This window comes from Actinomadura sp. NAK00032, from assembly GCF_013364275.1.
Taxonomy (GTDB): domain Bacteria; phylum Actinomycetota; class Actinomycetes; order Streptosporangiales; family Streptosporangiaceae; genus Spirillospora.
This window is the reverse complement of the sequence record NZ_CP054932.1, coordinates 5,567,142-5,581,656: the sequence shown is the minus strand read 5'-3', so window position 1 is coordinate 5,581,656 and position 14,515 is coordinate 5,567,142. Positions and strand designations below refer to the sequence as shown.

12 protein-coding genes and 1 pseudogene are annotated in these 14,515 nt (G+C 71.8%); 11 read left to right on the top strand and 2 right to left on the bottom strand.

All coding sequences use genetic code 11. The features are described 5' to 3' along the window. Positions 1-1,632 carry an AMP-binding protein gene (locus tag HUT06_RS26085; protein WP_176198127.1) on the top strand — a complete coding sequence of 544 codons (1,632 nt, stop codon included), beginning with the start codon at positions 1-3 and terminating at the stop codon, positions 1,630-1,632. A 94-nt stretch (positions 1,633-1,726) separates the two neighbouring features. Here the strand turns inward: HUT06_RS26085 and HUT06_RS26080 are convergent, their stop codons facing one another. Continuing rightward, positions 1,727-2,380: a TetR/AcrR family transcriptional regulator gene (locus HUT06_RS26080; RefSeq protein ID WP_176198126.1), complete on the bottom strand. Its 654-nt coding sequence runs from the start codon at positions 2,378-2,380 to the stop codon at positions 1,727-1,729. Positions 2,381-2,466: 86 nt separating this feature from the next. Between HUT06_RS26080 and HUT06_RS26075 the strand changes: the two genes are divergently transcribed. The 9 genes and pseudogenes from HUT06_RS26075 to HUT06_RS26035 all read left to right on the top strand — a co-directional run bounded on the left by HUT06_RS26075 (position 2,467) and on the right by HUT06_RS26035 (position 11,209). Next, entirely contained in the window at positions 2,467-3,435 is a 969-nt protein-coding gene (locus HUT06_RS26075) for an amidohydrolase family protein (RefSeq protein WP_176198125.1), read from the top strand. Next, the gene (locus tag HUT06_RS26070) at positions 3,432-4,175 is read left to right on the top strand and encodes an SDR family NAD(P)-dependent oxidoreductase (RefSeq protein ID WP_176198124.1); all 744 of its coding nucleotides are present in this window, start codon (positions 3,432-3,434) and stop codon (positions 4,173-4,175) included. Before HUT06_RS26075 ends, HUT06_RS26070 begins: the two co-directional genes overlap by 4 nt. Further along, positions 4,172-4,999, top strand: a complete 828-nt coding sequence (locus tag HUT06_RS26065; RefSeq protein WP_176198123.1) for an enoyl-CoA hydratase-related protein — start codon at positions 4,172-4,174, stop codon at positions 4,997-4,999. Before HUT06_RS26070 ends, HUT06_RS26065 begins: the two co-directional genes overlap by 4 nt. An 11-nt stretch (positions 5,000-5,010) precedes the next feature. Then, a complete protein-coding gene (locus HUT06_RS26060; RefSeq protein ID WP_176198122.1) occupies positions 5,011-5,790 on the top strand; it encodes an SDR family NAD(P)-dependent oxidoreductase in 780 nt (259 codons plus the stop codon). Next, on the top strand, positions 5,787-7,454 hold the full coding sequence (locus HUT06_RS26055) for a CocE/NonD family hydrolase (RefSeq protein WP_176198121.1): 1,668 nt from the start codon (positions 5,787-5,789) through the stop codon (positions 7,452-7,454). The genes HUT06_RS26060 and HUT06_RS26055 overlap by 4 nt, the downstream gene beginning before the upstream one ends. After that, on the top strand, positions 7,454-8,269 hold the full coding sequence (locus tag HUT06_RS26050; protein WP_176198120.1) for an alpha/beta fold hydrolase: 816 nt from the start codon (positions 7,454-7,456) through the stop codon (positions 8,267-8,269). The genes HUT06_RS26055 and HUT06_RS26050 overlap by 1 nt, the downstream gene beginning before the upstream one ends. Before the next feature lies 1 nt (position 8,270). Then, complete coding sequence (locus tag HUT06_RS26045; RefSeq protein ID WP_176198119.1) at positions 8,271-9,065, top strand: enoyl-CoA hydratase/isomerase family protein; 795 nt, start codon at positions 8,271-8,273, stop codon at positions 9,063-9,065. After that, positions 9,062-9,814, top strand: coding sequence for an SDR family oxidoreductase (locus tag HUT06_RS26040; protein WP_176198118.1), 753 nt, complete (start codon positions 9,062-9,064; stop codon positions 9,812-9,814). The genes HUT06_RS26045 and HUT06_RS26040 overlap by 4 nt, the downstream gene beginning before the upstream one ends. Before the next feature lie 502 nt (positions 9,815-10,316). Continuing rightward, positions 10,317-11,209: pseudogene (locus HUT06_RS26035) on the top strand (IS5 family transposase). Positions 11,210-11,216: 7 nt separating this feature from the next. Here HUT06_RS26035 and HUT06_RS26030 read toward each other — a convergent pair. Next, on the bottom strand, positions 11,217-12,338 hold the full coding sequence (locus tag HUT06_RS26030; protein ID WP_176201625.1) for an IS630 family transposase: 1,122 nt from the start codon (positions 12,336-12,338) through the stop codon (positions 11,217-11,219). Between the two features lie 18 nt (positions 12,339-12,356). Between HUT06_RS26030 and HUT06_RS26025 the strand changes: the two genes are divergently transcribed. Continuing rightward, positions 12,357-13,577: a recombinase family protein gene (locus tag HUT06_RS26025; RefSeq protein WP_176198117.1), complete on the top strand. Its 1,221-nt coding sequence runs from the start codon at positions 12,357-12,359 to the stop codon at positions 13,575-13,577. The last annotated feature ends 938 nt before the right edge of the window (positions 13,578-14,515 follow it).

Sequence of the window (14,515 nt, the reverse complement as noted above, 5' to 3'; positions counted from 1 at the left end):
ATGAGCGATGAATGGTGGGGCCCGGCGGTGCCCGAGGCCGAGGGCTGCGTGGTCGGGGAGCTCCTCGTCCGCCGTGCCGCGGAGCACCCCGACCGGGTGTACGCGGTCTTCGAGGACGGGCCGCGGTGGACGTACGCCGAGACCCTGGCCGAGGCTGAGCGGGTCGCCGCCGGGCTGTACGCCCTGGGTGCGCGGCCGGGTGACATGGTCGTCTCCTGGCTGCCGAACGGGCCCGACGCGCTGCGCGTCTGGTTCGGCGCGAACCTGCTGGGCTGCACCCTCGTCCCGCTCAACACCGCCTATCGCGGGGGGCTGCTCGAACACGCGATCCGGCTGTCCGGAGCGCGGGCTGCGGTCGTGCACGCCGATCTGGCGAGTCGACTGGACGAGATCGACACCGGCGCGCTGGAACGCGTGGTGGTGCTCGGAGCGCGCGACGCCCGACCGGAGGCGCCGGGGCTGGAAGTGCTCGGCCCGGAGGCGCTGGCGGCGCCGGCCCCGGGATTCCGCCCGGAGGCGCCGTCCCGGCCGTGGGACCCGTACGCGGTGATCCTGACGTCCGGGACGACCGGGCCGTCGAAGGGCGTCCTGTGCTCGTACGTCCAGCTCGCGGCGTGCGCGCGCGCCGCGTTCGGGGGTTTCGGGGCGGCCGACCGCTACATGGTGAACCTGCCGCTCTTCCACGCGGGCGGCACCATCGGGACCTACGCCGCGCTGCTGTTCGGCGGCGGGATCAGCCTGGTGAGCGCGTTCGACACCGAGTCGTTCTGGCCGGCCGTCCGCGCGACGGGGACCACGCACGTCACGCTGCTCGGCGTGATGGCGACGTTCCTCGGCAAGCGCCCGCCGTCACCGGAGGACCGCGCGCACCCGCTCCGGCGCGTCTTCATGATCCCGCTCATCGAGGACAGCGCGGCGTTCGCCGAGCGCTTCGGCGTCGACGTCGTCGCCATGTTCAACATGACGGAGGTCTCGATCCCGATCATCTCCGGGCCCGATCCGGGGGTGCCGGGCACGTCCGGGCGGCTGCGGCCGGGTGTCGAGGCCCGGGTCGTCGACGAGCACGACCGGGCGGTCCCCGACGGGGAGGTCGGTGAGCTGGTGCTGCGCACCGCCCAGCCCTGGGCGATGAACTCCGGCTACCTCGGGATGCCCGAGGCGACGGCGCGGGCCTGGCGCAACGGCTGGTTCCACACCGGGGACGCCTTCCGCACGGTGGACGGCGAGTACTTCTTCGTGGACCGGATGGGCGACACGATCCGGCGCCGCGGCGAGAACATCTCCTCGGCCGAGGTGGAGGCCGAGCTGCTGGCGCATCCGTCGGTCCGGGAGGCCGCGGTGGTCGCGGTGCCGAGCCCGCACGGCGAGGACGACGTGCTCGCGGTCGTCGCGCCCGTGGACGGCGAGGCGGTCGACCCCGCCGAGCTGCTGCGCTTCCTGATCCCGCGCATGGCGCACTTCATGGTGCCGCGCTATGTCCGGGTGGTCGGCGCGCTGCCGCACACGCCGACGAACAAGGTCGAGAAGCACCGGCTGCGCTCGGAGGGAGTCACGGCGGACACGGCCGACCGCGAGTTGCTGGGCGTGGTCGTCCGGCGGGACCGCATCGGCGGGACGTCCGCCACCCGCTGAGCCGGCCCCGGAGCCGCCCCGACCGGAGGACCCGCCGGCCCCGACGCCCGGCGCGTCCTCCGGTCGTCGCGCGTGCGGGGCCGTCCGCCGGGCGTCAGGTCTGCTGCGGGTCGGCGCCGACGAGTTGCAGGGCGAGGAAGGCGTACTGGTCGGCGAGTTCCCGGGCCGACACCGCGCCCTCCGGCCGGAACCACTGCCCGGCGTTGATGCACATGTCGAGGATGGCCTTGGCGACCACGTCCACCTGGGCCGGGCGCGGCGACCGCGGGTCGCTCAGCCGGAAGCGGCCGGCGGCCAGGCCCCGTTCCAGGGTCCGCTCGAAGATCCGGCGGACGCGCCGCTGGGCGTCCAGGACCTCGCGGGCCTGCTCGGGCGGGAGGTGGCGCCATTCGGTCCGGGCGACGAGGCCCTCGACGCGCCGTTCGGTGTGGAAGAGCGTCAGCTCCTGCACCAGCTCGGCCAGTTGCCGGTCGGGCCGGTCGCCGCCGTGCAGGAGGCCCTCCTCCAGGAGCGCCTCGGAGTCCTCGTGCGCCCGCTTGAGGATGGCGTAGAGCACTTCCTCTTTGGACCCGTAGTGGTTGTAGAGCGAGCCCGCGGTGACACCGCACGCAGCGGTGATCTTGCGGACGCTGGTGGCGGGGAACCCGTCCTCGTAGAACAGGCGCGCCGCCTCGTCGAGGATCCGCCGGCTCATCGAGGCCGCGGCCGGTGTACCGCCGGCGGTCGTCCGGGAGCGTGTCGTAGCCACGCTTTGACGCTATCACCACATGAACGTTCATTGACCTGCCTTCGCGAAATCTGGTAAACAAACGTTTGTACACAAGGGAGGCCGTGATGCGTGAACCGGTGATCGACGTCTGCGAGGTCGCCTACGACACCGAATGCTGGACGGCCTATCTGCGTTCGCTGGCCACCGCCGCGCCGCGGTACCTCGTCCTGTTCGCCGGGCGGCTCGCCGCCCTCACCGGACGGACGCACGGCGAGGTCGCGGCGGAGGCGGCGCGCGATCCGGCCGCGGCGGCGGAGCGGCTGGCCGCCGCCCTCGGACGCGGTTTCGACATCGACCGCCATGTCGCCGCGCTCGCCGAGACGGGGGTGGCCCATCAGGTCCTGCACGGTGGGCCATGGCCCGTCAGGGACGGCACCGTCAACGACCGGGTCGCCGCATACGCCGCCCGGCACCCCGACCGGCTCAGCGCGTGGGCGGGCGTCAGCCTCGCCGATCCGCGGGCCGCGCTCGCCGAGGCGCGCCGCGCGCTCGGCGGGCTCGGCGCGACGGGCCTGTCGGTGATCCCGTTCCTCGACGGCGTCGACCCGTCCGGGCCCGAGCACGCGGAGTTCTGGCGGTTCGCCGCCGGCAGCGGCGTCCCGGTGTGGCTGCACTGCGGGCAGCACTTCCGCTCCGACGTCCCGATCGACGTCTCGGCACCGCGCGTGCTGGACCGGATCGCCGGCGCCCACCCCGGCCTCGTCCTGGTCGCCGGCCACGGAGGATGGCCCTGGGTCACCGAGATGCTGGCCGTGGCCCAGCGGCACGCCAACGTCCACCTGGAGTTCTCCTCGCACCGCCCGTCCAGGATGGCGGCCCGGGGATCGGGCTGGGAGGCGCTGCTGACGCTGGGCGCCGGGCCCGTCCGGGACCGGGTCATGTTCGGCTCGACCAGCTGGACCCAGGCCCGCCCGCCCGCCGCGCTCGCCGCCGAGGTCACCCGGCTCGGCCTGCCGGACGACACCGTCCGGGCCTGGCTGCACGGCAACGCCGAGCGGCTGCTGCACCGGGCGCGCTCCGGGGCGGCGGCGTGAAGGGCCGCCGAATCCTGGTCACCGGCGCCGCCGGGGGCATCGGCACGTCGCTGGTCGCCGAACTGCTCACGCACGGCGCGCGGGTGCTGGCGACCGACGTCGACGCGGCCGGGTGCCGCCGCCTGGAACGGCGGTTCGGCGACGAGGTCGTGGAGGGCCGGCTGCACACGATGCCGCTCGACCTGACCGGGGACGGCGCGCCGCGGCGGCTCGTCGCCCGCGCGGCCGAGCGGCTCGGCGGCCTCGACGGCCTGGTCAACAACGCGGGCGTGGAGCACCGCGCGGCGCTGGGCGAGCACCGCACCGCCGACTGGACGCGCGTCCTGGAGATCAATCTGTCGGCGCCGTTCCGGCTGGCCCGCGAGGCGGCCCCCGCCCTCGCCGGGCAGCCGGGCGCCGCCGTCGTCAACGTCTGCTCGATCGCGGTGACCGGGTTCGCCGGGCAGGCCGCCTACGACGCGAGCAAGGGCGGGCTGCTGAGCCTGACCCGGTCGCTCGCCGTCGAACTGGGCCCGCTCGGCGTCCGCGCGAACGCCGTGTGCCCCGGCTTCATCGACACCCCGATGCTCGATGAGAGCGGGCTCCGCGGGCTGGCGGAGAAGGTCGCCGCGCGGCTGCCGCTCGGCCGCTGCGGGTACCCGGAGGAGGTCGCCGCCGCGGTCGTGTGGCTGCTGGGAACGAGCGCCGGTTACGTGACCGGCCAAGCATTGTTCGTCGATGGAGGGATGGTCAGAGCATGACGCACGGGCAGGGGAGCACGGCGTCCGGAACCGGCGGGGTCCTGCTGGTCTCGCGGCCGGCGCCGGGGGTGCTGTGGCTGACCATGAACCGCCCGGCCCGGCGCAACGCGCTCGACCGCGCGCTGGGCGAGGAGCTGCTGCGGGCACTGGAGCGCGCCGAGACCGATCCGCGGGCGCGGGTCGTGGTGCTGACCGGCGCGGGCAGCGCCTTCTGCGGCGGGGACGACCTCGGCGCGGTGGACGAGCACATCGCCGGGGAGCGCGGGCACTCGCCGGTGCTCGGTGACACCGCCGACCCGGTGTACCTGCGGATCGTCGAGGCGATCGTCACGGCACCGCAGCCGGTCATCGCTGCGGTCAACGGCCCCGCGGCCGGGGCCGGCACCGAGCTGGCCTGCGCCGCCGACCTGCGTATCGCCTCGGGCACGGCCCGGATCGGCAGCTGCCTGGTGAACGTGGCGCAGACCGGCACCGCCGTGATGCTGGCCCGTATCGTCGGGGCCGCGAAGGCGACCGAGATCTACCTGTCCGGGGGGCTGCTCGACGCCGCCGACGCCGAGCGCCTCGGCATCTACACCCGGGTCGTCCCCCCGGAGGACCTGCGGGACGCGGTGCTCGCCGAGGCACGGCGCCTCGCGGCCGGCCCGACCCGCGCGATCGGGCTCTACAAGCAGCTGCGCGAACGGGTGTACGGGCAGCCGCTGGAGCAGGCGCTCCGCGTCCAGAACGGCTTCCACATCCGCACCAACAGGGAAGTCCATGACGCGGTCGAAGGTGCGCGCGCCTTCGTGGAGAAGCGCGACCCCGAGTTCACCGGCCGCTGAGGAGGCACACCATGACCAAGACCACGACGGACGGCGACGTCTTCGGCCGACTCGACGGCAGGGTCGTCCTGATCACCGGCGCGGCGAGCGGGATCGGTGCGGCCTCGATGCGGCTCTTCCGGGCCGTGGGCGCCGAGGTCGTCGGCGTGGACCTGACCGCGGGCGAGGGGATCGTCCAGGCGGACGTCTCCGATCCCGCCCAGGTCGCCGAGGTCGTCGAAGGGGTGGTCGCCCGGCACGGCCGGCTGGACGTCGTCCACGGCAACGCAGGCGTCAACGTACCCGGCCGCCCGCACAGCCTCACCGACGCCGACTACCGCAAGGTGATGGGCGTGTGCTGCGACGCCAACTTCTACCTCGTGCGCTCCGCCGTGGGGCACATGCGCGCGGACGGCGGCGTGTTCGTGTTCACGTCCTCGATGTGCGGGGTGGCGGCGACACCACGCTCCCCGGTCTACAACATGGCCAAGCACGCCCTCATCGGCCTTGCGCAGTCGGTCGCCGTCGACTACGGCGCGCAGGGGATCCGCGCGGTGGCCCTGGTCACCGGGCCGACGCACACCGGCATGGTGGACGAGCTGTGGCCGCCCGGCCCGCTCCGCGACTCCCTCGCCGCGACCACCTCCGCCGGACGGCTGGCCGCCCCCGAGGAGCAGGCCCGCGCCGCGGTGTTCGCCGCGCTGCCCGGCAGTTCCTTCCTCACCGGCTGCGCCCTCACCGTGGACGGCGGCGCGACCGCCGGATGGAACGAGATGGCCCGGACGATGCTCACCCTGAAGGCGGTGCGATGACGGAACTGGGACGCATCGAGGGCGGCGTCGAAACCCCGATGCGGGACGGCGTGCTGCTGCGCGGCGACCTGTGGCGGCCCCCGTCTCCGGCCCCGGCCGTGATCTTCCGGACGCCGTACGGGCGGCGGCAGATCAGCTCCGACACGCTGCACCCCCAGCACTGCCTGGCCGGGGGGTTCGCCGCCCTGGTGCAGGACACCCGCGGCCGCTTCGACTCCGGCGGCGAGTGGCAGGCCGTCATGTGGGAGCAGGAGGCCGAGGACACCTACGACACCGTGGAGTGGGCGGCGGCGCAGCCCTGGTGCGACGGCAACGTGTTCCTCGCGGGCACGTCCTACCTCGGCATCGTCGCCTGGCTCGGCGCGGCGGAGCGTCCGCCGCACCTGCGGGGCATCGCCCCGGCCATGACGACCGGCGCGGCGGCGGACGTCCGCGACACCGGCGGCGCGCTGCGGCTCGACCACCTGGTCGGGTGGCTGGCCTACATGGCGGCCGACTGGCTGGGCCGGCAAGGGCCGGACGCCGACCCTGCGCTCGTCGCGAAGGTCGCGTCGCTGATCCACGACCCGGAGCGGGCGATGCGGCGGCTCCCGCTCGCCGACATGCCGGAACTGGACCTGCCCGGATTCCCGATCCGGATCGGCGACCTGCTGGACGGCCGCGTCCGGGCCCTGCCCGACTGGGACCACGCGGCCGTCGAGGTGCCGGTCCTGTCGGTGACCGGCTGGTACGACGTCTACGCCACCGCGACCATCCGCGGCCACCTGGAGATGCGGCGGCTGCGCCCGGACCTGCGGCACGAGCTGATCGTCGGGCCCTGGGCGCACACTGGCGCCCTGACCCATCTGCAGGGCGAGGTGAACTTCGGCGTCGCGGCCTCGGCGGCCGCCGCGCGGCTCCCCGCCCGGCACCTGGACTTCTTCCGCCGCTGCCTGGACGGGCCGGGCGAATCCGCCCCCGTCCTGTACTTCCTGATGGGCGCGGACGAATGGCGCACCGCCGAGCGGTGGCCCCCCGTGGACACTGCCGGCCATGCCCTGTACCTGACCGGTCCCGCGGTCGCGGGCGGACCGCTCGGCAGGCTGACCGCCGTGCCCGACCCGGGCCCGGCAGAACCCGACGGCTACGTCCACGACCCGGCCGACCCGGTCCCGAGCCGCGGCGGCCGCGTCCTGCACCTCGGCCGCCTCGCCCCCGGGCCGCTGGACCTCGGCCGAATCGCCGCGAGACCTGACGTCCTGCTCTATCTCAGTGAGCCGCTCGACGAGGACACCGACGTCACCGGCCGGGTGCGGCTGCGGCTCTCCTTCGCCACCGACGCCGCGGACGCCGACGTGATGGCCCGCCTGGTGGACCGGCTACCGGACGGACGGCTGCTGCCGGTCTGTGAAGGAATGGTCCGGCTGAGCCACCGCGACGGCCCGGGCACCACCGTGCCGCGCGGAGAACCGCTTCATCTGGAGATCGACCTCGGACATACAGCCCAGCGATTCAGCGAGGGCCACTGCATCGGCCTGCTGCTGTCCAGCAGCAACTTCCCGCACTTCGACCGCAATCAGGGCGACGGGGAGCCGATCGCCACGGCCGGACCCGGCGCACCGTCCACCCAGAGCGTCCACTACGGCGCGTCGGTCCTCCTCTTGGGCGACGAGGCAGAGCCTTGATGCTGCGGCACCGGACCGTCCAACGCACCGGCTGCGAGATCCACTACTGGACCGGCGGCCCGGGCGGCGGACCCCCGATCGTCTTCACCCACGGCGCCACCCTCGACCACCGCACGTGGGAACCGCAGATCGAGAGGTTCGCCGCCCGGCACCGGATCCTCCTGTGGGACGTCCGGGGACACGGCCGCTCCATCCCCAACGGGGCCGCGTGGTCCCTGAACGCTGCCATGGAAGACCTGCTCGCGATCCTCGATCGGGAGGACCTCGACCGGACCGTCCTCGTCGGCCAGTCGATGGGAGGCAACCTCTCCCAGGAGATCGTCTACCACCACCCCGACAGGGTTTCGGCTCTGGTCGCGCTGGGCTGCGCCGGGAACACCCTGCCGCTGTCACGCCGGGAGCGGCTCCAGGCCGCGGCGGTCGTCCGCATGCTGCCCTGGTACCCGCGCAAGGCCCTGATCCGCCAGGAGGCCAAGGCGTCCGCCCGGGAGCCCCGCGTCCGCGAGTACGTGCGCGACACCGCGAGCAGGATGTCGCACCCGGACATGGTCGCGGTCATGGCGAGCCTGGTCGGTGCCCTCCGCCCCGAGCCCGCGTACCGGATCGAAGTACCCGAACTGCTGCTGCACGGCGAACACGATCGGCTCGGCAACTTCCGCACCGCCATGCCCGTCTGGGAACGCCGGGACCCGCTGGCGCGGTACCTCGTCGTCCCGGACGCCGCCCACCTGGCCAACCAGGACAACCCCGAATTCTTCAATGACGCCGTGCTGCGCTTCCTCGCCGAGCACGGACTCGACTCACGCAAGGACTGACATGACGATGTGGACCCGGGAGGACGGCGACGGCGTCGCCGTCCTCACCTACCGCAACCCGCCGCGCAACTTCCTCACCTTCGCCGCGCTCGAAGAACTGGACGCGGAACTCGTCCGGCTGGAGACCGACCCGGACATCAGTGTCGTGATGCTCACCAGCGGCGTCCCCGGCTACTTCGTCGCACACGCAGACCTGGACGAACTCGCCGAACTGTCGCGGGGACCGGTGCCGCGGGCCAGGATCTGGTACACCGCGATGCGGCGCATCGAGCGCCTCCCGCAGCCGGTGATCGCCGCGATCGACGGCCAGGCGTGGGGCGGCGGCCTCGAACTGTCCCTGGCCTGTACGCTGCGCTGGGCCTCGGCCGACGCCCACTTCAGCCTTCTGGAGACCGCGCTCGGCATCATTCCCGGGGCAGGCGGCACCCAGCGCCTCGCCAGGCTGATCGGCCCGGGCCGAGCCGCCGATGTCGTCCTGTCCGGTGACGTCCTCACCGCCGAACAGGCCGGGACGGCCGGAATCGTCGAGCGGGTACTCCCCACCCCCGTCTTCCAGGCGGAGGCATCGCGACTGGCCCGCCGCATGGCGTCCCGTCCCGCCGCCGCGCTCGCCGCGGCGAAACGCGCCCTGGTCGAGGGCTCCCGGCTGCCGCTCACCGAAGGTCTCCGCCTTGAGGCCGGGCTCTTCGCGGAGCGGCTCGCCGGCCCCGAGTCCCGGGAACTCCAGCAGGACGCGCGGCGCCGTTACGCCGAGGCGGCCGACGACGACCGCATCACCTTCGGGGACCGCCGATGAAGACCGCCGTCATCACCGGCGCCGGCCGCGGCATCGGCCGCGCGGCCGCGCTCGCGCTCGCGCACGACGGCTACGCCGTGGCGGTCGGCTACCACCGGAACGCCGACTCCGCCGCCGAAGTCGTCGATGAGATCCACCGCAACGGTGGGCACGCCGCCGCCTTCGCGCTGGACGTCGCGGACCGGGACCAATGCGCGGAGTTCGTGCGCACCGCGGGTGAACGCCTCGGCCCCGTGCGAGCCGTCATCTCCAACGCCACAGGCTTCGGCGCGACCTCGCCGGCACTGGGAAAGGCCCTCGACACGCCCTGGCACACCTACGAGCAGATGTTCGCCACCCGCGTCGGCTCCCTCCTCGCCCTGGTGGCGGCGGCACGCCCGCACCTGACCGGCGGGGGCCGCGTCGTGACGACCGTGAGCACCGGGACGAGCAGGCACGTCCCCGGCTACGCCGCGATCGCCGCCGCCATGGCCGCGGCCGAGTCCGTCGTCCGCTACCTCGCGGTGGAACTCGGCCGCGACGGCATCAGCGTCAACCTGGTGAGCGGGGGCGTGGTGGCCACGGACGCGCTGCGCGACATCAGCCCCGACCCGGAGCGCCTCCTGTCCGCCGCCGCCCGCGCCACCCCGCTGGGCCGCGCCGGCACCCCCGAAGACCTCGCCGGTGTCATCTCGTTCCTGTGCGGCGACAAGGCCGCCTGGATCACGGGCCGCTCACTCACCGCCGACGGAGGCAACTCCCTCCGCTGATCCCGTAGCGGGCTACGGGATAGCCCGGGCGGGCCAATGACGTCACCGCGATCGGCATCCTGTCGGCGTCCCCCGGCCTGGCCGACCCCAACCGGCCAGGCGGGCAGGACACTGGCCAGAGGTCCCCGGAGTCACCTCCGGCTCCGGCCGCTTCGCCGCCCGCTGGACCCGCCGCGGGCCTCACCGCGTCGGCGACCACCTCACACGGAGCAGCAGGACGGCCCCGGACGCGCAGTGAACTCTCTCATTCGAGGAGGCAAGCCCTCTCCTTCCGGCCCGGCGCGCAGGCACGGACATCTCGCGGGGATCTGCCCCCTTGGACGTGTCCGGCCTGTTGTGCGGCATTTCACGCGAAATGCCGACCCCGATCCGGACACCTAGGCCCTGTTTAGAAAGTCTGGTTCGGGCGGCATGTCGCGTCTGGAGACGAGTGAGGTCTCCGGTAGATGGATCAACGACCAAGAAGACCATCAACACCGGAGACCTCGTGCCCAGCGTATCGATCGGAGCGCGCAAGGACCTGACCGACCGGCAGTGGCGGAGGCTGGAACCGCTGCTGCCGCGTGGTGGACGACGGGGTAGGCCACCCAAGTGGTCACGCCGGCAGCTGGTGGACGGCATCCGGTGGCGGACTCGTGTGGGTGCGCCGTGGCGTGACGTGCCCGAGCGGTACGGGCACTGGCAGTCGGTCTACCACCTGTTCCGCCGCTTTCAGCGTGCCGGGGTCTGGGCGCTGGTCTGGGCGAAGCTGATGGCTTTCGCCGACGCCGCCGGGCTGATCATCTGGAGTGTTTCGGTGGACTCGACCATCAATCGGGCCCACCAGCACGCCGCGGGCGCCCGCCACGACGTGAGCGGGCAGGTCGAACCACCGGGGACGAGCCGCCCGATCACGGGCTGGGGCGCTCGCGCGGCGGCCGGACCACCAAGATCCATCTGGCGTGTGAGCAGGGCCGCAAGCCGATGTCCGTGCTGATCACCGCCGGGCAGCGCGGGGACAGCCCGCAGTTTGTCCCGGTGCTGGGGCGGGTTCGGGTCGCCCGGTCCGGGCGCGGGCGGCCGCGCACCCGCCCGGACCGGGTGCTGGCCGACAAGGCGTACTCCTCCAGGGCCAACCGCGCCCATCTGCGCCGTCGCGGGATCGCGGCCACCATTCCGGTGAAAGCCGATCAGCAGGCCCACCGCAAGGCCAAGGGTTCGGCCGGAGGGCGCCCGCCGGTGTTCGACCCCGATGCCTACCGGCTCCGCCATGCCGTGGAGTGCGGGATCAACCTGCTGAAACAGCACCGGGCGGTCGCGACCCGCTATGACAAGCTCGCCGTCCGCTACCAGGCCACCATCGAGGTGGCCGTGATCGACATCTGGCTCCGAGCCCTCACCAAGACCACTTCTTAAACACGCCCTAGTGTTCTGCGCCTGAAATCCGTTGTAGATATCGGGCGAGGGAGTCGAGGATCTCTTCGGCGGTCTTGGTCCACACGAACGGTTTGGGGTCGGTGTTCCACCGCTGGATCCAGGCGCGGACGTCGGCTTCGAGGGCTTGGACGCTTTTGTGGACGCCGCGTTGGGTGAGCTGGGTGGTGAGGTAGGCGAACCAGCGTTCGACCTGGTTGAGCCAGGACGACCCGGTCGGGGTGAAGTGCACGTGGAAGCGGGGGTGGCGGGCCAGCCACTCGTGGACGAGCGGTGTCTTGTGGGTGGCCAGGTTGTCGCAGACCAGGTGCACCTCCAACTCGGCGGGCACGGCCTTGTCGATCGCGACCAGGAATTTCTTGAACTCGGTCGCGCGGTGCCGGCGGTGCAGTTCGGTGATGACGGTGCCGTCGGCGATGTTGAACGCGGCGAACAGGCTGGTGGTTCCGTGCCGGGCGTAGTCGTGGGTGCGCCGTTCGGGCATGCCCGGCATCATCGGCAGCACCGGCTGTGACCGGTCCAGGGCCTGCATCTGCGATTTCTCGTCCACGCACAGGACCACGGCCCGCTCGGGCGGATGGTGGTAGAGCCCGACCACGTCCACCACCTTCTCCACGAACAGCGGGTCGGTGGAGATCTTGAAGGTGTCGGCCCGGTGCGGTTTGAGATCGAACCGTCGCCAGATCCGCCCGATCGTCGAACGCGACAGCCCGGTGCGTTCGGCCATCGAAGCCCTCGACCAGTGCGTGGCGCCCGGCGGGGTCTGCTCCAGCGTGAGCGTGACCACTTCCTGGACCTTGTCCAGCAGGATCGAGGGCGGACGCCCGGGGCGGGGCTCATCGGCCAGCCCGGCCGGGCCGTGCTCGATGAACCGGCGACGCCACTTGGCCACCGTCGGCGGTGAGACGCCCAGCTCGGCGGCCACATGCGTGTGGAACGCCCCCGGCTGGGCGCACGCCAGCACGATCCGGCACCGCAACGCATACGCCTGCGTCGAGGTCGCCGCCCGCGCCCCACGCTCCAACTCCGCCCGCTCGGCCGCGGTCACCGAAACGGCGTCTTCGGCCGTCCTGTCCTCGCCATCGGCCCAGCATAGATTTACACAACGGATTTCAGGCGCAGAACACTAGTGGACGCCGGTCCGCACCCCAACCCTGCGAAGGCCGCTGACGGCAAGCGGCTGAAGCGGCTGGAGGCACACCCGGTCCATTCCCTAGTGGTGAAGTGGATCTTCGCGCAGTACATCAAGCAGCAGGGACGCGGGCTGCTGGACATCGCCGAGGAACTTACCCGGCAGGGCATCCCATGCCCCTCCGCCAGCGACCCGGTCCGTAACCCACACCGGAACCAACTCGCCTGGTCCAAATCGGCCGTCAGGACGATCGTCGGCAACCCCCGATACACCGGCCGGGAGATCTGGAACAAGCAACGCAAGGACGAAGTCCTCATCGACGTCGATGACGTCGCCCTCGGCCACACCACCAAGATGCGATGGAACGACCGCTCCGACTGGATCTGGTCGGAGTACAAGGTTCACGACGCACTGATCAGCACCGAGGACTTCGAACGAGCCCAGCAGCTCCGGCAGTCACGAGCGCGCGGTTCCTACTCCAAGAAGGGCAACCCGACCTCGCGTCCCTACGTCTTCCGAGGATGCCTGCACTGCGGCTACTGCACGCGCAAGATGCAGGGGAACTGGAACAACCAGCAGGCCTACTACCGGTGCCGTTTCCCTGCCGAGTACGCCATGGTGAACGAGATCGCCCATCCCAAGGTCGTCTACCTGCGCGAAGCGGAGATCCTCGGCGAGGTCGACGGGTGGCTGGCGACCGCGTTCACACCGGACCGCATCGCGTCGGTTATCGACATGATGGCCGCCAAGATGACCGACCCCGATGCACAGAGAGCAGCGGACCTGCGCAAACAACAGACGCGATGCGATCGCAAGCTCATCCAGTACCGGGCTGCGCTGGACGCCGGAGCCGATCCGGCGGAGGTCACCGGTTGGATCAACGACGTCAAGCAGGAACGCGCCCGCCTGGAACGCGAGGCGAAGGCCACTCCGCGCGGCTCGGGCATCTCCCGGGAGGAGATCGCCGACATGCTCGAGCGAACCGGGGACCTGGCGCAACTGGCCATCAACGCCGACCCCGAAGACAAAGCCGACCTCTATCAGAAGTTGGGCCTGACGATGACCTACTATCCCCAGAAACACGAAGTGGAGGCCCGTGTGATTCCGGAGCCCCCACATGTGCGGTCGGTACGTGTCCGAGGGGCGACACGCCCCGACAGCACATGGCCCGCCCATTCACCGCTCGTCGCGCCCTACCACATTCTGGTTGGCGCATAGCCCGCGGCCAGGCCGTCGAATCTGAAACGAGCCCGCATGCAGATGGGAAATCTATGTGCGGGCTCAACGTTACTGTCACGCACGTGACTGCAGAGGGGCCTTAGGTAAAATTTCTTCTTCGCCTTGCTCCCGCTCGGAACTCGGTATCGGATCCGCCGTAGGTCGACGCTTGTCGGCGTACCCGTGTCGGCTTCTCCGCCGGGAGCGGAGTGCAAGGCTGACAGGATGCACGCACGCATGTCGGAAACCATGGCGTGGACGATGCAATCCATGCTCGAGTCGTGCCGCGTCCGGAGTGTGGGGCCCTGGACAATGACGCACGACCTGCGGATTAGAGATCGGCTGCTCTTGTATCAGAACATCGGGCACCATCACCGTGCCGCCTCATCCCGCTTCGTGTCAGTCTATTCGAAACCGCCGAACAGAGAACGAGCCGATATGGTTCGTCAGCGATCGTGTACAGGCGTCCGTGGGAACGTCCGTCGCGCCTACTGGTCGTCGTACCCTCCCCATGCGCGGGGCTGGCAACGAGCGCAGTTGAGTACATCAAGATGACCAGAACGATGCCCCCCGTGCTTTGGGCCGACGGTCTTCTTCGGTGAGCGGACGGCCTGGCGCGCGAACCATCCCCGCGTGTGCGGGGCCGACGCGGCCGCCGCACGTGACCTTGACGAGGGCAACGAACCACCCCCGCATGCGCGGGGCGACGCGGGCGATGCCGGCGGCCGCCGCGAGTACGAGGAACCATCCCCGCGTGCGCGGGGCCGACCGATGGACTCGATCGGCGACGCCGACGGCCGGGGAACTATCCCCGCGTGCGCGGGGCCGACACCATCGTCCGGTCGCAGATGGCCAAGATGTGCGAACCATCCCCGCGTGCGCGGGGCCGACGATTACTGAGCAGCTCTATAAGAAGCTGCTGCCGAACCATCCCCGCG

Bases quoted from the DNA above. Each gene is read 5' to 3' on its own strand.
- HUT06_RS26065 (WP_176198123.1), top strand. From the start codon at position 4,172: ATGACGCACGGGCAGGGGAGCACGGCGTCCGGAACCGGCGGGGTCCTG.
- HUT06_RS26075 (WP_176198125.1), top strand. From the start codon at position 2,467: ATGCGTGAACCGGTGATCGACGTCTGCGAGGTCGCCTACGACACCGAA.
- HUT06_RS26045 (WP_176198119.1), top strand. From the start codon at position 8,271: ATGACGATGTGGACCCGGGAGGACGGCGACGGCGTCGCCGTCCTCACC.
- HUT06_RS26050 (WP_176198120.1), top strand. From the start codon at position 7,454: ATGCTGCGGCACCGGACCGTCCAACGCACCGGCTGCGAGATCCACTAC.
- HUT06_RS26055 (WP_176198121.1), top strand. From the start codon at position 5,787: ATGACGGAACTGGGACGCATCGAGGGCGGCGTCGAAACCCCGATGCGG.
- HUT06_RS26060 (WP_176198122.1), top strand. From the start codon at position 5,011: ATGACCAAGACCACGACGGACGGCGACGTCTTCGGCCGACTCGACGGC.
- HUT06_RS26040 (WP_176198118.1), top strand. From the start codon at position 9,062: ATGAAGACCGCCGTCATCACCGGCGCCGGCCGCGGCATCGGCCGCGCG.
- HUT06_RS26085 (WP_176198127.1), top strand. From the start codon at position 1: ATGAGCGATGAATGGTGGGGCCCGGCGGTGCCCGAGGCCGAGGGCTGC.